We start from the raw sequence: 15,997 nt of genomic DNA, 5'->3' as shown, positions 1-15,997 counted from the left end.
TGCGAGTGGATTACTCGGCAGCGCCTTCAGCAGCGTCAGCGGCTACGCGCGGGGCGTGGACGTTGGCAACAGCTTTGTCATCACCGTGGGCCAGAGCGACGAACTCTACGCCTTTCGGAGCTTTCAGGTCCGACAGGTGGATGATGGTGCCGATTTCAGCCTTGGCCAGGTCGACTTCGATGAACTCAGGCAGGTCTTTGGCTTCGCAGGAAACTTCGATCTCGGCTTCTACGTGGGAGATCTCGCCGCCTTTCTTGACCGGGGCTTCTTCGTTGATGAAGTGAACCGGTACCTTGGCGGTCAGCTTCTGGCCAGCAACGACGCGAACGAAGTCGGCGTGCATGATGAAGCCTTTGGCTGGGTGACGCTGCAGGGCCTTGACGACGACGTTCTGCTTGGTGCCGTCGACGTTCAGTTCCAGAACGTGGCTGAAGGCAGCTTCGTTATCGAACAGCTTGGTGATTTCCTTGGCCAGGATGGTCAGGGATTGGGCTTCTTTGCCACCACCGTAGACAACGGCTGGGATGTTGGCGGAATGACGCAGGCGGCGGCTCGCACCTTTCCCCAGGTCAGTACGCGCTTGGGCGTTCAGGATGAAATCGGTCATTTTGTATCTCCAAAATAGCCTCCCGTATGGCGTTTGCGACCAGCGCCATCGGGATTGGCAAAAAAGCCCCGCCCCGACAAGATGCCGGGGCGGGGCGCTTTTCGTCAGCGAGCGTTCCGCTTAGCGGAACATCGCGCTGATCGATTCTTCGTTGCTGATGCGGCGAACCGCTTCAGCGACAACCGGTGCGATATCCAGCTGGCGGATACGGTCACAGGCTTGAGCAGCGGCGGACAGCGGGATGGTGTTGGTCACCACCAGCTCGTCCAGCACCGACTTCTCGATGTTCTCGATCGCACGGCCCGACAGTACCGGGTGCGTGCAGTAGGCGTAGACCTTGGCCGCGCCGTGGTCTTTCAGGGCCTTGGCCGCGTTGCACAGGGTACCGGCGGTATCGACCATGTCGTCTACCAGGATGCAGGTGCGCCCTTCGACGTCGCCGATGATGTGCATCACTTCGGAGTGATTGGCCTTTTCACGGCGCTTGTCGATGATACCCAGGTCGACACCCAGGGACTTGGCGACGGCACGTGCGCGCACGACACCACCGATGTCCGGGGAGACGATCATCAGGTTCTCGAAACGCTGGTCTTCGATGTCGTCGACCAGTACGGGCGAGCCGTAGATGTTGTCGACGGGAATATCGAAGAAGCCCTGGATCTGGTCAGCGTGCAGGTCGACAGTGAGTACACGGTCGATACCCACGACAGTGAGCATGTCAGCGACGACTTTGGCGCTGATGGCTACACGTGCCGAACGCGGACGGCGGTCCTGGCGGGCGTATCCGAAGTAAGGAATCACGGCAGTGATTCGTGACGCTGAGGAGCGGCGGAAGGCGTCGGCCATCACTACCAGTTCCATCAGATTGTCGTTGGTAGGGGCACAGGTTGGCTGAATGATGAAAACGTCCTTACCACGAACATTTTCATTGATCTCAGCACTGATTTCGCCGTCGGAGAATTTACCGACAGAAACATCACCCAGTGGAATATGCAGCTGACGTACGACACGCCGAGCCAGATCGGGGTTGGCATTCCCCGTGAAGACCATCATCTTGGACACGCGCAGTACCTGAAGGCTGAGGGTAACCTGGATGAGTATAAGGAAAATGGCAGGGGCGGCTGGATTCGAACCAACGCATGGCAGGATCAAAACCTGCTGCCTTACCGCTTGGCGACGCCCCTGTATCTGTTGCTGCGAGTACCGAATACTCGACTTCTAGAGCAGGCTCTGCAGCTTGCGATGCAACATCGAAATGTTGCTTCCCTTTGCCACAAACCCTGTTTGGGTCTCTGAAAGAAGGGCCAGAACTTTATCAGCTTCGGCTTTGCTTGGGAAGGCCCCAAACACACAACTTCCAGTGCCGGTTAGACGAGCTTCAGTGTATTTACCCAGCAGATTCAACGCATTGCGAACTTCTGGATAACCTTGCTCTACCACCGGTTGGCAGTCATTTCGACTGTTTCCCTCGGGAACGGGGCGCATCTTAAGGGGGAGGGAATCACGTGTCAACTCTGGATGCGAAAAAATTTCCGCTGTGCTGACAGACACTTGCGGCACCAGTACGACGTACCAGGGCTCTTCGGGGTCCACCGGGGTCAGTTGCTCACCCACACCTTGGGCGAAGGCGGCGTGGCCGCGGACGAACACCGGTACATCGGCGCCAAGCCCCAGGCCCAGGCCGGCCAGGCGGTCTTCGTCCCAGCCCAGTTGCCACAGATGATTGAGGGCCAGCAGCGTGGTCGCGGCGTTGGAGCTGCCGCCACCGATGCCGCCGCCCATGGGCAGGATCTTGTCCAGCCAGATGTCGACGCCGAGCGCGCAGCCTGATTGTTGTTGCAGCTGGCGTGCAGCTTTCACGATCAGATTGCTGTCGTGGGGCACGCCGGCGATTTCGGTGCGCAAGTGGATCTGGCCATCGTCACGCAGGCTGTAGTGCAGCTGATCGGCATGGTCGAGAAACTGGAACACGGTTTCCAGCTCGTGGTAACCGTCTGGGCGGCGACCGATGATATGCAGCCACAGGTTGAGCTTGGCCGGGGCGGGAAGGGTGAGCGTGGCCATCGATCAATGCCCCAGCTGGCGTGGCTGCCAGTCCTTGACCACCAGGGTGACGTCCAGGTCCTGGCCGTGCAGCTTCAGGCGTTCAGGTAGCCAGTAGCCGTTCTGTTGGGTGTAGCTCAGGTACTGCACCTGCCAGCCGTCCTGGGTCAGGCTGGCCAGGCGGCTGTCGCCATCCAGGGTCAGTTGGCTCTTGCTGTCGGGGGCAGGCAGGCCACGGACCCACCAGACCAAATGCGAGACCGGCAGTTGCCAGCCCAGCTGTTCTTCGAGCAGTGCCTCGGGGCTTGGGGCTTCGTAGCGGCCCTGGTTGGCCACCTCCAGGACTACGCCGCCGGGGCGTCCGGTCAGGCGTGCCGCCCCGCGACCCAGGGGGCCGGCCAGGCGGATGTCGTAGTAGTCCTGGCGTTGCAGCCAGAACAAGGTACCACTGCCCGAATCACGGGGGGCGCGAATGCCGACCTTGCCGTTGATCTGCCAGCCGTCGAGGTTGCTCAGTTGCTCTTTATGGGCGCGCCACAACTGTGGATCGCCGTGGCCTTGCAGGGATTCACGGCTACCGAATCCGGCGCAGCCGGCCAGCAGGGCGATCAGGGTAAAGGTGATGCAATGACGCAGGAACATGGTTTACAGGGTCTCTGATCCGGTCAGGCGCAGGAGAGTCTTGCGCAGGATTTGGCTGTCGGGTTGGCCCTCGAAGGCCTTGGCCCAGACCTGGCGGGCTTCGCGGCGTTTGCCGTTGGCCCAGAGCACTTCACCCAGGTGGGCTGCTACTTCGTGGTCGGGGAAGCGCGCCAGGGCCTGGCGCAGCAGGCGTTCAGCTTCGTCGAGGTTGCCCATGCGGTAGTTGACCCAGCCCAGGCTGTCGAGCACAGCGGGGTCGTCCGGGGTGAGCTGGTGGGCTTTTTCGATCAGCGCCTTGGCTTCGGCGTAGCGCGTGGTGCGGTCGGCAAGGGTGTAGCCGAGCGCGTTCAGGGCCATGGCGTTTTCCGGTTCGCGCTGGATGATGGCGCGCAGGTCTTTTTCCATTTGCCCCAGGTCATCGCGCTTCTCCGCCAGCATGGCGCGGGTATAAAGCAGGTTGAGGTCATCCGGGTAGCGCTTGATCGCCTGGGCCAGGACTTGTTCAGCCTGGGCTTCCTTGGCGTTGTTGCCGTAGCTTTCCGCCTCGATCAGGTACAGCTGGATGGCGTAGTCCGGCTGGGCCTCTCGGGCTTCGCCGAGCAGGCGCGACGCCTCGCTGGAGCGGCCGTTAGCGATGAGGATGTCGGCCTGGCGCAATTGCGCCGGCAGGTAATCGGGGCCAGGGCCTACCAGGGCGTATTCACGCAGGGCGGCCTCGGGATCGCCGCGCTCTTCGTGCAGGCGGCCCAGGTTCAGGTGTGCGGCGTCGACATTGCTGTCGCGCTCCACCAGCTCCTGCAGATACCCCTCGGCCTCTTCCCAGTTCTTGGTTTCCAGGCAGACCAGAGCGAGCGAATAGCGCAGCTCGTCATCTTCGGGGTACTGCTGGAGCAGGCTCTCGAATTCGGCCTTGGCATCTGCCATGCGGTCCTGCTCGACCAGAGTGCGGGCGTAGGTCAGGCGCAGGCGCTTGTCGTCGGGATTGTCGCGAATAGCCCCGCGCAGCAGTGGCAAAGCCTCCGAACCACGGTCCAGGGTCTGCAGCAGACGGGCGCGCAGCAACACCGGGGCGACTTCGCCGTTTTGCGGCGGGTGCGATTCGAGTAGTTCGAGGGCTTGCTCGGTCTTGCCATCCTGGTTCAGCAACAGTGCTTTGCCAAACACCAACTGGCCGTTGTCCGGATACTTGACCAACAGGCGGTCGAAGCTTTGCAACAAGCCGTCGCGGGTGTTCTGGTCGGTTTCGGCTGCGGACAGCGCGAGGAAGTCGAAGTGGGTGTCGCCCTGGCCCTGGAGGACCTTTTCCATGTAGGCCATGGATTCGTCGTAGCGTCCGGCGCGGGCCAGTTGAATGGCCGCGGCCCGTTGAGCGTCGAGGTTCTGCGCATCGTTGCGTGCCCAGATCATCGCGGTGTCCAGCGCGGGCTCGTCGGCACCGAGGTATTCGGCGATGCGGTAGGCGCGTTCGGAGACGGCTGGGTCCTGGGTCTTCTCAGCCTGGTCGACATAGTTGGCCAGGGCAATGTCAAAGCGGTTACGTTGCCCGGCCAGTTCCGCCACCAGCAGGCTGTAGAGCGTTTCCTCTTTGAACGAGCCGTACACCACAGGCTTTTCCGGTGCGCTTTTGCCTGCCGCGGCAACGGGCGACGAGGCCTCGTTCTTCTGCGGGGCCAGGCTTTGGCAGCCCTGGAGCAGGGCGAGAGCAAGCAACAATGCGTAGGACTTGTTCATAAAGAAGGCTTTGGATACCGGCGGTCGGAGCATGATGACACAAGCGCGATGGCAAACCCACCTGCGAAGGTCGAGGTTGCGAGGTTTCGGATTGTTCGGACCATTCTATTAGCGGGTTGTTCTGGACTTTCGAAATCACCGGACCAAAACCCCAATCCCAATCCCAATCCCAATCCCAATCCCAATCCCAATCCCAATCCCAATCCCGCTTTTGCTTTTAATTGCACAAATTAGTTCAGGCGCCGCCAATCGCGACTTCAGGAGGCCGAGTGCAGGTGCCTGTAGGGGCAGGCGCGCAGCGCCCTTCGGCGTCAGCCGAAGTTGCGAGATGGAGACTTGCGAAGCAAGTCGGAGGCCGCGAAGCCCCGGAAGGCGCCGGAGCGTAGGGGCCGGATGCAGGAGCAAGCGGTTTTTGCCTCCTTTTTGCCAAGACAAAAAGGAGGTCGCCGTAAGGGCGAAAAGGTGAGTCTGCGCCGGCGCAGGGAACGGATATTCACACGCTGTAAATGCCCACCGGCGGTGTTTGGGCCATCGTGCACCAAAAAGCCAAAGCCGATAGGGTGAGAGCGAGGGCTGTCAGTCACTGTATGTGCTCGCAGCGTCTGGCCGGCGCAACGGCCCGCCACCGTCGATAGCCCTCGGGTATCGCGACAATAGCGAACGGTGGTTGTTCTGAAACCTGCGAAGTAGGACAATTATCGGCTTCTCGTCACAACCAGCGACCTTGCATGGCCTTTCTTGCACTTGGTATCAACCATAAGACTGCCTCGGTAGACGTACGCGAGCGCGTGGCGTTTACGCCAGAGCAGCTGGTCGATGCCCTGCAGCAGCTTTGCCGACTGACCGCCAGCCGTGAGGCGGCGATCCTGTCGACTTGCAACCGCAGTGAACTCTATATCGAACAGGACCACCTGGCCGCCGACGCCGTGCTGCAGTGGCTGGCCGAGTATCATCAGCTCAACCTCGAAGAGCTGCGTGCCAGCGCCTATATCCACGAAGAGCATGATGCGGTCAGGCACATGATGCGTGTGGCCTCGGGCCTGGATTCGCTGGTGCTGGGCGAGCCACAGATTCTCGGCCAGATGAAGTCGGCCTACGCCGTGGCCCGCGAGGCCGGGACCATCGGCCCGCTGCTCGGGCGCCTGTTCCAGGCCACGTTCAGTGCTGCCAAGCAAGTGCGCACCGACACCGCCATCGGCGAGAACCCGGTTTCCGTAGCCTTCGCCGCCGTCAGCCTGGCCAAGCAGATCTTCAGCGACCTGGGTCGCAGCCAGGCGCTGCTGATCGGCGCTGGCGAGACCATCACCCTGGTCGCCCGCCACCTCCATGAGCAGGGTGTACGGCGTATCGTCGTGGCCAACCGTACCCTGGAGCGCGCCAGCATCCTGGCCGAACAGTTCGGTGCCCATGCGGTGCTGCTTTCGGACATCCCTCAGGAGCTGGCCAACAGCGACATCGTCATCAGTTCCACCGCCAGCCAGTTGCCGATCCTCGGCAAGGGCGCGGTGGAAAGCGCCTTGAAGCAGCGTCGGCACAAGCCCATCTTCATGGTCGATATCGCCGTGCCAAGGGACATCGAACCGCAGGTTGGCGAGCTCGATGACGTCTACCTATATACGGTCGATGACCTGCATGACGTCGTCGCGGAAAACCTCAAGAGCCGCCAAGGCGCGGCCCAGGCTGCCGAGGAGCTGGTATCGGTCGGTGCCGAGGATTTCATGGCGCGCCTGCGCGAGCTGGCCGCGGTGGATGTGCTCAAGGCCTATCGCCAGCAAAGCGAGCGCCTGCGCGACGAAGAACTGCAAAAGGCCCAGCGCCTGCTGGCCAATGGCGGCAATCCCGAAGAGGTACTGGCCCAGCTGGCCCGGGGGCTGACCAACAAATTGCTGCATGCGCCCAGCGTGCAATTGAAAAAGCTCTCCGCCGAAGGCCGCCTCGATGCGCTGGCCATGGCCCAGGAACTCTTTGCCCTCAACGAGGGCTCGACGGACAAAACCCCGCAATGAAAGCGTCGCTGCTCAATAAACTGGACACGCTCCAGGACCGCTTCGAAGAACTCACCGCTCTGTTGGGCGATGCCGAGGTCATTTCCGACCAGACCCGTTTCCGCGCTTATTCGCGTGAATACGCCGAAGTCGAGCCGGTCATCGACGCCTATAAAGAGTGGCGAAAGGTCCAGGACGATCTGGCCGGCGCTCAGGCGCTGCTCAAGGACAGCGACCCGGACTTGCGCGAAATGGCCGTTGAGGAAGTGCGTGAGGCCAAGGAGCAACTGGTCGGCCTGGAGGCCCGGTTGCAGCGCATGTTGCTGCCCAAGGACCCCAACGACGGGCGCAACGTGTTCCTCGAGATCCGCGCCGGTACCGGTGGCGACGAGGCCGCGATCTTCTCGGGCGACTTGTTCCGCATGTATTCGCGTTACGCCGAAAAGCGTGGCTGGCGTCTGGAGATTCTCTCCGAGAACGAAGGCGAGCACGGCGGCTACAAGGAGATCATCGCCCGGGTCGAAGGCGACAGTGTCTACGGCAAGCTCAAATTCGAATCTGGCGCACATCGCGTGCAACGAGTGCCGGAGACCGAATCGCAAGGGCGTATCCACACCTCCGCCTGCACCGTGGCGGTCTTGCCGGAGCCGGATGAACAGGTCGCCATCGAGATCAACCCGGCCGACCTTCGTATCGATACCTACCGCGCCTCGGGCGCCGGTGGTCAGCACGTCAACAAGACCGACTCGGCGATTCGCATCACCCACCTGCCTACCGGCATCGTGGTCGAATGCCAGGAGGAGCGGTCGCAGCACAAGAACCGTGCCCGGGCCATGTCCTGGCTGTCGGCCAAGCTCAATGACATGCAGACCAGCGCCGCGCAAAACGCCATTGCCACCGAGCGCAAGCTGCTGGTGGGCTCGGGCGATCGCTCCGAGCGTATCCGCACCTACAATTATCCACAGGGCCGGGTGACCGATCATCGCATCAACCTGACCCTGTACTCCCTGGATGACATTCTGGCCGGGGGCGTCGATGCGGTCATCGAACCCCTGCTCGCTGAATACCAGGCCGATCAGTTGGCCGCCCTGGGGGATTGAATGACCATCATCGCCAGCCTGCTGCGCGACGCGCAGTTGCCGGATTCCCCGACCGAGCGCCTGGACGTCGAGCTATTGCTCGCCGCAGCCCTGGGTAAGTCGCGCAGTTATCTGCACACCTGGCCAGAGCGAATCGTCAGCAGCGAGGCCGCCGAGACGTTCGCCGGCTACCTGGCGCGTCGCCGAGCCGGTGAGCCGGTGGCCTACATCCTGGGCCAGCAGGGTTTTTGGAAGCTCGATCTTGAAGTCGCGCCGCACACCCTGATCCCACGTCCGGAAACCGAGCTGCTGGTAGAAGCGGCGTTGGAGCTGCTGCCCATGCGACCTGCGCGGGTGCTTGACCTGGGCACTGGCACCGGCGCCATTGCCCTGGCCCTGGCCAGCGAATGCCCGGCCTGGCAGGTAACCGCACTGGACCGCGTGCCCGAAGCCGTGGCCCTGGCCGAGCGCAACCGCGATCGCCTTGGCCTGGCCAATGCCCAGGTACGCCTGAGCCACTGGTATGACGCCGTGGCTGGCGAGCGCTTCGACCTGATCCTGAGCAACCCTCCCTACATCGCTGCCGACGACCCGCATCTGGTCGCAGGCGATGTGCGCTTCGAGCCCAGCAGTGCCCTGGTGGCGGGGCAGGATGGCCTGGATGACCTGCGAGTGATCATCGCCCAGGCGCCGGACCACTTGTCGGCCGGTGGCTGGCTGCTGCTCGAACACGGTTACGACCAGGCCTCGGCCGTGCGTGAGCTGCTCACCCGCCACGGCTTTATCGACGTGGCCAGCCGCCTGGACCTGGCCGGTCACGAACGCATTTCCATGGGACGACTGCCATGCTGAGTGATCAGGAACTGTTGCGCTACAGCCGGCAGATCCTGCTGGCCCAGGTGGATATCGACGGTCAGTTGCGGCTCAAGCGCAGCAAGGCGTTGGTCGTCGGGCTCGGGGGGCTAGGGTCGCCGGTTGCTCTGTACCTGGCCGCGGCCGGTGTCGGCGAGCTGCACTTGGCCGACTTCGACACCGTCGACCTGACCAACCTGCAACGCCAGGTCATCCATGACAGCGACAGCGTGGGCATGAGCAAGGTCGACTCGGCGTGCAAGCGTCTTGAGGCGATCAACCCCGAGGTCAAGCTGGTTGCGCACCGCGAGGCGCTGGACGAAGACTCCCTTGCCGCGGCCGTCGGCGCGGTCGACGTGGTGCTGGACTGCTCGGACAACTTCTCCACCCGCGAAGCGGTCAACGCCGCCTGTGTCGCAGCAGGCAAGCCGCTGGTCAGTGGCGCGGCGATCCGCCTGGAAGGGCAGCTGTCGGTGTTCGACCCCCGTCGTGACTACAGCCCCTGCTACCACTGCCTTTATGGCCATGGCAGCGAGGCTGAGCTGACGTGCAGCGAGGCGGGTGTGCTCGGTCCGTTGGTGGGCTTGGTGGGCAGCCTGCAAGCACTCGAGGCGATGAAACTGCTGGCCGGCTTCGGCGATCCTCTGGTGGGGCGCTTGCTGTTGATCGATGCGTTGGGCACACGCATGCGCGAGCTGCGGGTCAAGCGCGATCCGGCGTGTGCTGTCTGTGGCAGCCGGCATGGCTGAGCGTGCGGCGCCGGTCGGCGTGATGGATTCTGGGGTCGGCGGTCTGTCGGTGCTCGCCGAGATCCAGCGCCTGTTGCCCAACGAATCGCTCCTGTATGTCGCCGACAGCGGCCATGTGCCGTACGGCGAAAAGTCGCCGGACTATATCCGCCAGCGCTTGCGCTACATTGCCGGGTTCTTCCACGCGCAAGGTGCCAAGGCGATGGTCCTGGCCTGCAACACTGCGACCGTGGCGGCAGTGGCCGACCTGCGCGAGCTGTACCCGAATTGGCCTCTGGTGGGCATGGAGCCTGCGGTCAAGCCGGCCGCTGCAGCGACGCGCTCTGGCGTGGTCGGGGTGCTGGCCACCACCGGCACTTTGCAGAGCGCCAAGTTCGCTGCCTTGCTCGATCGTTTCGCCAACGATGTCCAGGTCATCACCCAGCCGTGTCCTGGCCTGGTGGAGCGCATCGAGGCGGGGGATCTCGACAGTCCACAGCTGCGCCAGTTGTTGCACGGCTATGTGCGGCCTTTGCTGGACGCAGGTTGCGACACGCTCATCCTTGGCTGCACCCACTACCCCTTCCTGCGTCCGCTGTTGGCCAGCATGGTGCCGGCGGATGTGGCCATCATCGATACCGGTGCCGCTGTGGCGCGGCAACTGCAGCGCTTGCTGGCGGCGCGGGACCTGCTGGCCGAGGGGCCAGCGCGTGACACCGCGTTCTGGACCAGCGCCGAACCACAGTCGCTGAACGACGTGCTGCCGCTGCTCTGGGGGCGTGCCGATCGGGTTCTGCCTTTTCCGCTGTAACCGAAGTGTGCTGCCCAAGGGTGCGCCTGCAGACGCTGGCTTAGCCTGCGATGGGGCGCACCGCGCGCCGCAGGCTCAATCCTTAAGACCTTGAAACGCCGCCAAGACCCGCTCACGACTGCTGCCCAGGTCCACGATCGGCTGCACGTATGACGCAGAAAATAAATCCCCGCCGGCACCCGGTTCATGGATGGTTTTGTCATCGAGCCCCTGCAATTCCGGCAGCCAATGACGGATGAACTGCCCTTGCGGGTCGAAGCGGCGTGACTGGCTGACCGGGTTGAACAGACGGAAATAGGGCACTGCATCGGTCCCGGTGGAGGCACTCCATTGCCATCCACCATTGTTGGCGGCCAGATCGCCGTCGATCAGGTGTCGCATGAAATGCCGTTCGCCCAGGCGCCAGTCGATCAGTAGGTTTTTGCTCAGGAACATCGCCACGACCATGCGCAGACGATTGTGCATCCAGCCGGTGTGCAGCAATTGGCGCATGGCGGCATCGACGATCGGAAAACCGGTACGACCGGTTTTCCAGGCTTCCAAGTCTTCGGGGGCATCCCGCCAGGGCAGCGCTTCGGTGGGGGCGCGGAAGGCCCGGTGTCGAGAGACCTGTGGATAACCCACCAAGATGTGTTTGTAAAACTCCCGCCACAGCAGCTCGTTGATCCAGGTTTGTACACCTACGCTGCCGCTGTCCAATTCGCCCTGGTTCCCGCTCAAGGCAGCGTGCAGGCACTGGCGCGGCGATATCACGCCGGCAGCCAAGTATGGCGAGAGTTGGCTGGTGCCGGTCCGGGCGGGTAGGTCCCGTAGTTGAAGATAGTCCTCGACCGTCTCGTCGATGAAGCGGGTCAGGCGCCGATGGGCTTCGTTTTCTCCGGCTGGCCAGTGCTCGCGCACACTTCGCGGTGGGGACGGAAAACCGGTGAAGCCTTGGGGGAGGGGATCGCTGGCAATGCGCAGCGGTGCCTGACGTTTCACGGGAGGCGCCAGGCTTGGCAGGCTCAGATGCAGATGCTCAAGACATGCCCGACGGAACTGGCCGAACACCTGGAAGTAGTGCCCGCTTCGGGTCAGCACCGAGCCTGGGCGAAGCAGCAGCTGATCCAGGTGGCCATGGGTGAGGATGCCCGCCTGCTCGAGCAGATCCTGGGTAGCGGCGTCACGCTGCTGCTCGTTCACGCCGTACTCTTCATTCCAATGCACCGCCTCGATCCGATGTTCTCGGCAGACCTCCAGCACCGCCTGGGGCGCCTGTCGCCAGGTGTCGACGTGGCGGATCAGCAAGGGGATATTCAGGCGCTCCAAGGACTGGCGCAGGGTCTGCAGGTTGCGCAACCAGAAATCGACCTTGCAGGGAGCATCGTCATGGGCGAGCCACTGGCCGGGGCTGGCCAGCCACAGGGCGAGGGTCGGCCCAAGGGCACAGGCCGCGCTCAGGGCGGTGTTGTCTTCGACGCGCAGGTCGCTGCGCAGCCAGATCAGTTGCAAAAGCGTTTCCTCAAAGTGATTGCAGCAGGCGCAGGGCTGCCAGGGGCGTGTCGAACAACTGCAAGCCCTCGACGTCGGATTCGACCAGGCGCGGGCCGTGCGCGAAGACAGTGCCACCACCGGCCAGCAGTGGGATGTCGATGCCGGTCAACGCTGCCTTGAACGAGCGGATGTCGACACGGGTGCCGAGGTAGAAGATCACCGCCCGTGGCCGCAGGGCTTGCACCGCGCGGTGCAGGCAGGGGCCGGTGAGCGGTTGTTCGAGCACCTCCACGGCGATCGCACTGTTGCCGAGCAACCAGGCGCACAGCCAAAGGTGCGGATCGAACGCGCCATCGCCGCAGGTTGTGATGAGCACGGCGGGGCCTGGCAGCGACAGGCTGTCGTGTTGAACACGCGCGCCCAGCTTGCTACGCAGCCAGGTGTAGAAGAATGCTTGCTCGAGCCGGGCGTTGAAGTAGCTGCGCCAGCGTTGTTCCAGGCTGTCCAGCAGGGGCAGCAGCAATTGCTCGCACAAAGTGAAGGCCGGATACAGTGCCATCGCCTGGTTGAATTGCTGGTCGAGAGCATGATGTGAAAGCGAGGCGATGGCCTCGATCATCGCCTGTTCGCGTAATTGCCAATCGCCCACCGGGGCAACGCTCGGCGGGCGTTCGAGCAGCTCGCGCACCTGGCCCACCGACGCGCCGCGTTCCAGCCAGCTCAGGATGGCGTGCACCCGCTCGACCTGTTCTGGCGGATAAAGGCGATGGCCTTTGGCGGTGCGCTGGGGTTTGAGCAAGCCATAACGCCGCTCCCAGGCCCGCAGGGTGATCGGGTTGACGCCTGTGCGCCGGGCCAGTTCGCCTATCGGCAGCAGGATTTCAGAGAGCATTGCGCAGGCCCAGGGGCGCGGGGTGTGGTTGCAGGTAAGCCTGTTGCAGCAGGTAAGGGTCGGGGTGGTTGCGCAGGTGATGCTTGAGCAAGGTCAGGGGCACCACCAACGGCACGATGCCTTGCTGGTACTGGCCGATGAGCTGCTGCAGTTCGTTGCGGTCGCCTTGTCCCAGAACATCTCTCAAGTAACCACTCAGGTGCTGCAAGACGTTGCCATGGGTGCCACGGCTGGCGCGACGGCGTAGCGCCTGCATCAGCGCGCTGAAATAACGGGGGCCGATGTCGAGCGGGTCGTCGTCACGGCGCATGCTGCCGAGCATTCGGCCCAGTTCGCGATAGGCCTGAGGATTGTTGGCCATGAGCAGGTATTTGTAGCGCGAGTGAAAGCGCACCAGGGCTCCGCGGTTCAGGCCCTGCGTCAGCAGATGCTGCCAGTCGGCATAGGCATAGACGCGGCTGATGAAGTTTTCCCGTAGTACCGGGTCGTGCAGGCGGCCTTCTTCTTCCACCGGAAGATCCGGGCGGCGCGCGCAAAATGCACTGGCGTATGCACCTTGCCCCGGCAGGCGGGAGAGCTGACCATCGTGCTGATAGACCTTCACCCGCTCCAGGCCACAGGACGGCGACTTCTGCATGAAGATGTAACCGCACAGGTCATCGAGCGACTCGGCCATCTGCTCGCCATAGGCGCGCAGCGGGCCCGACAGGTCAGTGCCAGGGCTTTGGGGGGCTATCACTTCAGGGCGTTCAGGATCGCCGACCAGGCGGATAGCGGCGCGGGGAACGCCTAGACCAATGGCCACCTCAGGGCATACCGGAGCCCATTCGAAGTGATCTGCGAGCAACTCAAGGCACAGGGAAGAGGCCTTGTGACCGGCGTTGAAGCGCACGGATTGTCCGAGCAGACAGGCACTGATACCAATCCGCGGCTTTTCGGTGGGCGAAGCGATGTCCATGGCGGATCTCCGGAAAACCTGTACGCTGATGTGCGTCTTGTACAGGTTCATTCCAGCACACCGAAAAACTTATGCAAGAGAAATTTTTTGTACAGCTCTGCGGATCGCGTTAATCGAGGTGCTCCAGCAGCCGCCGGGCAGCCTCCTGACCGCTGAGCCAGGCGCCTTCCACGCGGCCGGACAGGCACCAGTCCCCGCAGGCATACAACCCAAGGTCGGCATCGGCCAGGGCCCCCCACTCATGGTTGCCGGCCGGACGGGCATACAACCAGCGGTGCGCCAGGGCGAAGGTCGGTGGCGGCACGATGCAGCCAATCAACTCAGCGAATTCGCCCCACAGCTGCTCGATCACGTCCTCTTTGGGCAGGTCGATATGCTGCTTGCTCCAGTTCGAAGTGGCGTGCAGTACCCAGGTGTCGAGTTGTTCGTCGCGCCCAGGCTTGCTGCGGTTGCGGGCCAGCCAGTCGAGCGGGTTGTCCTGTACGAAGCAGCCCTGCATGGGCGTATCGAGGGCGGTCTGGAAAGCCAGGGCGACGGCCCAGGTAGGCTCCATCTGCACGCCAGCGGCCACGGCGGCGAGCTTGGGCGTCGCGGCCAGCAGCGGTGTCGCCTGGGGCGCGGGCACCGCGATCACCACACGGCTGAAGGGGCCGTGGCTGCACCCTTCGGTGTCCTGCAGGTGCCAGTATTGTTTGCCACGGAAGACTTCGGCGATGCGGCAGCCGAAGTTCACCGTCACGTCCTTGAGCAGGCCGCGGGTGATGGCGCTCATGCGCGGCACACCGACCCAGCGCGTCTGTTCGTCGGGTGAGGGGGTCAGTTCGCCGTCTCGGTAGTTGTACAGCTGAGGCTTCCACTGCTGCACCCAGCCGGCCTCGACCCATTGATGGACCTGCTCGACGAAACGCCGGTCACGGGCGGTGAAGTACTGCGCACCCAAGTCCAGTGCGCCCGCTTCGCTGCGTTTGCTGGCCATGCGGCCGCCGCTGCCGTGGCCCTTGTCGAACAAGTGGACCGTCTGCCCGGCTTTCTGCAGAGCCTGGGCGGCGGAAAGGCCGGCGATACCGGCACCGATGATGGCAATAGGTACTGTCATGATGGCCTCTTCGAACCTTGCTGTAAGCAGACTACGCTGTTAGGCAAACCTGTACAATGCACAAAATTTGTATAAGGTTATACCGCTCGATAGGGCAGGTTGGCCTATGTTTAATCCGAGAGCATCCGGTCTAAAAAGTGCCTTGTTCTTAAAAATAGACCACGGCCGCAACTTGCGAGGACACAGCCATGCATATATTGCTGACCGGCGGTACTGGCTTGATCGGCCGGCACCTGTGCCAGTACTGGCTCGGCCAGGGCCATCGCCTGACCGTATGGAGCCGTCGCCCCGAGCAGGTCGCTAAAATCTGCGGCACCGGCGTGCGCGGCATCGCCCGACTGGAAGACCTGGCAGCGGACGAGGAGGTCGACGCGGTGATCAACCTGGCCGGCGCACCGATCGCCGACCGTCCTTGGACTGCCTCGCGACGGACCCTGCTGTGGGCCAGCCGCATCACCCTCACCGAGCAGCTGCTGGCGTGGCTGGAGAGCCGTGAGCAGCGCCCCGAGGTGCTGATATCGGGGTCCGCGGTGGGCTGGTACGGCGACGGTGGCGAGCGGGAACTGACCGAGGCCTCGCCTCCGGTGAAGGAAGATTTCGCCAGCCAGCTGTGCATCGCCTGGGAGGAAACCGCCCAGCGTGCGCAACGGCTGGGCATTCGCGTGGTGCTGGTGCGAACCGGGCTGGTGCTGGCCAGCGACGGCGGCTTTTTGTCGCGCCTGCGCCTGCCGTTCAAGCTGGGGCTGGGCGGGCGTTTGGGAGATGGTCGGCAATGGATGCCCTGGGTTCATATAGAAGACCAGGTCGGCTTGATTGATTTTCTCTTGCAGCACAAGGACACCACCGGTCCCTATAATGCCTGCGCGCCAGAGCCGGTGCGCAACCGCGAATTCGCCAAGCGTCTGGGGCGTGCCCTGCATCGGCCTGCCTTCATGCCGACACCGGCGCTACTGCTCAGGGCGGGCCTGGGCGAGCTTTCGACGCTGCTGCTTGGCGGACAACGGGCGCGCCCGGTCCGCTTGCTGGCGGCAGGATTCACATTCCGTTTCAACGATCTGCAATCGGCCCTGGACGACCTGTCCAGCCGCCTCTGACATAGG

At 63.2% G+C, this 15,997-nt stretch carries 15 protein-coding genes and 1 tRNA gene; 6 read left to right on the top strand and 10 right to left on the bottom strand.

Annotation, left to right across the window (positions count from 1 at the left end; translation table 11 throughout):
* Positions 1-10: 10 nt before the first annotated feature.
* The 6 genes from DQ397_RS00955 to DQ397_RS00930 all read right to left on the bottom strand — a co-directional run bounded on the left by DQ397_RS00955 (position 11) and on the right by DQ397_RS00930 (position 5,023).
* Positions 11-607 carry a 50S ribosomal protein L25/general stress protein Ctc gene (locus tag DQ397_RS00955; protein ID WP_043214913.1) on the bottom strand — a complete coding sequence of 199 codons (597 nt, stop codon included), beginning with the start codon at positions 605-607 and terminating at the stop codon, positions 11-13.
* A gap of 120 nt (positions 608-727) precedes the next feature.
* Complete coding sequence (locus DQ397_RS00950) at positions 728-1,669, bottom strand: ribose-phosphate pyrophosphokinase (RefSeq protein WP_043214915.1); 942 nt, start codon at positions 1,667-1,669, stop codon at positions 728-730.
* A 47-nt stretch (positions 1,670-1,716) separates the two neighbouring features.
* Positions 1,717-1,791, bottom strand: a tRNA-Gln gene (locus DQ397_RS00945).
* A 34-nt stretch (positions 1,792-1,825) separates the two neighbouring features.
* Positions 1,826-2,671: a 4-(cytidine 5'-diphospho)-2-C-methyl-D-erythritol kinase gene (gene ispE, locus DQ397_RS00940; protein ID WP_043214917.1), complete on the bottom strand. Its 846-nt coding sequence runs from the start codon at positions 2,669-2,671 to the stop codon at positions 1,826-1,828.
* 3 nt (positions 2,672-2,674) lie between these two features.
* Complete coding sequence (lolB, locus tag DQ397_RS00935; protein WP_043214919.1) at positions 2,675-3,292, bottom strand: lipoprotein insertase outer membrane protein LolB; 618 nt, start codon at positions 3,290-3,292, stop codon at positions 2,675-2,677.
* 3 nt (positions 3,293-3,295) lie between these two features.
* Positions 3,296-5,023, bottom strand: a complete 1,728-nt coding sequence (locus DQ397_RS00930) for a tetratricopeptide repeat protein (RefSeq protein WP_043214921.1) — start codon at positions 5,021-5,023, stop codon at positions 3,296-3,298.
* Positions 5,024-5,751: 728 nt separating this feature from the next.
* Here DQ397_RS00930 and hemA point away from each other — a divergent pair.
* Genes hemA through murI form a run of 5 tightly spaced genes read left to right on the top strand, consistent with a single transcriptional unit; the run spans position 5,752 to position 10,478 of the window.
* On the top strand, positions 5,752-7,029 hold the full coding sequence (gene hemA / locus DQ397_RS00920; protein WP_043215333.1) for a glutamyl-tRNA reductase: 1,278 nt from the start codon (positions 5,752-5,754) through the stop codon (positions 7,027-7,029).
* Positions 7,026-8,108, top strand: a complete 1,083-nt coding sequence (prfA, locus tag DQ397_RS00915) for a peptide chain release factor 1 (RefSeq protein ID WP_043215331.1) — start codon at positions 7,026-7,028, stop codon at positions 8,106-8,108. Before hemA ends, prfA begins: the two co-directional genes overlap by 4 nt.
* Positions 8,109-8,939, top strand: coding sequence for a peptide chain release factor N(5)-glutamine methyltransferase (prmC, locus tag DQ397_RS00910; protein WP_043215330.1), 831 nt, complete (start codon positions 8,109-8,111; stop codon positions 8,937-8,939). It begins immediately after the preceding gene.
* Positions 8,933-9,688, top strand: coding sequence for a molybdopterin-synthase adenylyltransferase MoeB (locus tag DQ397_RS00905; protein ID WP_043215329.1), 756 nt, complete (start codon positions 8,933-8,935; stop codon positions 9,686-9,688). The genes prmC and DQ397_RS00905 overlap by 7 nt, the downstream gene beginning before the upstream one ends.
* Positions 9,681-10,478, top strand: coding sequence for a glutamate racemase (gene murI, locus DQ397_RS00900; RefSeq protein ID WP_043215326.1), 798 nt, complete (start codon positions 9,681-9,683; stop codon positions 10,476-10,478). The genes DQ397_RS00905 and murI overlap by 8 nt, the downstream gene beginning before the upstream one ends.
* A gap of 75 nt (positions 10,479-10,553) precedes the next feature.
* Here the strand turns inward: murI and phrB are convergent, their stop codons facing one another.
* The 4 genes from phrB to DQ397_RS00880 form a co-directional block, all read right to left on the bottom strand.
* Positions 10,554-11,969, bottom strand: coding sequence for a deoxyribodipyrimidine photo-lyase (phrB, locus tag DQ397_RS00895; RefSeq protein WP_043215324.1), 1,416 nt, complete (start codon positions 11,967-11,969; stop codon positions 10,554-10,556).
* 10 nt (positions 11,970-11,979) lie between these two features.
* Entirely contained in the window at positions 11,980-12,843 is an 864-nt protein-coding gene (locus DQ397_RS00890) for a MerR family transcriptional regulator (protein WP_043215322.1), read from the bottom strand.
* A complete protein-coding gene (locus DQ397_RS00885) occupies positions 12,833-13,801 on the bottom strand; it encodes a DUF523 and DUF1722 domain-containing protein (RefSeq protein ID WP_043215320.1) in 969 nt (322 codons plus the stop codon). Before DQ397_RS00885 ends, DQ397_RS00890 begins: the two co-directional genes overlap by 11 nt.
* 109 nt (positions 13,802-13,910) lie before the next feature.
* Entirely contained in the window at positions 13,911-14,897 is a 987-nt protein-coding gene (locus DQ397_RS00880) for an NAD(P)/FAD-dependent oxidoreductase (protein ID WP_043215317.1), read from the bottom strand.
* Between the two features lie 188 nt (positions 14,898-15,085).
* On the opposite strand from DQ397_RS00880, the gene DQ397_RS00875 reads away from it, so the two are divergent.
* On the top strand, positions 15,086-15,991 hold the full coding sequence (locus tag DQ397_RS00875; RefSeq protein ID WP_043215315.1) for a TIGR01777 family oxidoreductase: 906 nt from the start codon (positions 15,086-15,088) through the stop codon (positions 15,989-15,991).
* The last annotated feature ends 6 nt before the right edge of the window (positions 15,992-15,997 follow it).

This window comes from Pseudomonas sp. CK-NBRI-02 (assembly GCF_008124495.1).
Lineage (GTDB): Bacteria > Pseudomonadota > Gammaproteobacteria > Pseudomonadales > Pseudomonadaceae > Aquipseudomonas > Aquipseudomonas guariconensis.
This window is presented reverse-complemented; position numbering and strand designations above follow the sequence as displayed.

What these genes read in the sequence shown, in the direction of transcription:
- DQ397_RS00955 (WP_043214913.1), bottom strand. Translation starts at nt 607, where the DNA reads ATGACCGATTTCATCCTGAACGCCCAAGCGCGTACTGACCTGGGGAAA.
- ispE (WP_043214917.1), bottom strand. Translation starts at nt 2,671, where the DNA reads ATGGCCACGCTCACCCTTCCCGCCCCGGCCAAGCTCAACCTGTGGCTG.
- lolB (WP_043214919.1), bottom strand. Translation starts at nt 3,292, where the DNA reads ATGTTCCTGCGTCATTGCATCACCTTTACCCTGATCGCCCTGCTGGCC.
- DQ397_RS00930 (WP_043214921.1), bottom strand. Translation starts at nt 5,023, where the DNA reads ATGAACAAGTCCTACGCATTGTTGCTTGCTCTCGCCCTGCTCCAGGGC.
- hemA (WP_043215333.1), top strand. Translation starts at nt 5,752, where the DNA reads ATGGCCTTTCTTGCACTTGGTATCAACCATAAGACTGCCTCGGTAGAC.
- prfA (WP_043215331.1), top strand. Translation starts at nt 7,026, where the DNA reads ATGAAAGCGTCGCTGCTCAATAAACTGGACACGCTCCAGGACCGCTTC.
- prmC (WP_043215330.1), top strand. Translation starts at nt 8,109, where the DNA reads ATGACCATCATCGCCAGCCTGCTGCGCGACGCGCAGTTGCCGGATTCC.
- DQ397_RS00905 (WP_043215329.1), top strand. Translation starts at nt 8,933, where the DNA reads ATGCTGAGTGATCAGGAACTGTTGCGCTACAGCCGGCAGATCCTGCTG.
- murI (WP_043215326.1), top strand. Translation starts at nt 9,681, where the DNA reads ATGGCTGAGCGTGCGGCGCCGGTCGGCGTGATGGATTCTGGGGTCGGC.
- DQ397_RS00890 (WP_043215322.1), bottom strand. Translation starts at nt 12,843, where the DNA reads ATGCTCTCTGAAATCCTGCTGCCGATAGGCGAACTGGCCCGGCGCACA.
- DQ397_RS00885 (WP_043215320.1), bottom strand. Translation starts at nt 13,801, where the DNA reads ATGGACATCGCTTCGCCCACCGAAAAGCCGCGGATTGGTATCAGTGCC.
- DQ397_RS00880 (WP_043215317.1), bottom strand. Translation starts at nt 14,897, where the DNA reads ATGACAGTACCTATTGCCATCATCGGTGCCGGTATCGCCGGCCTTTCC.
- DQ397_RS00875 (WP_043215315.1), top strand. Translation starts at nt 15,086, where the DNA reads ATGCATATATTGCTGACCGGCGGTACTGGCTTGATCGGCCGGCACCTG.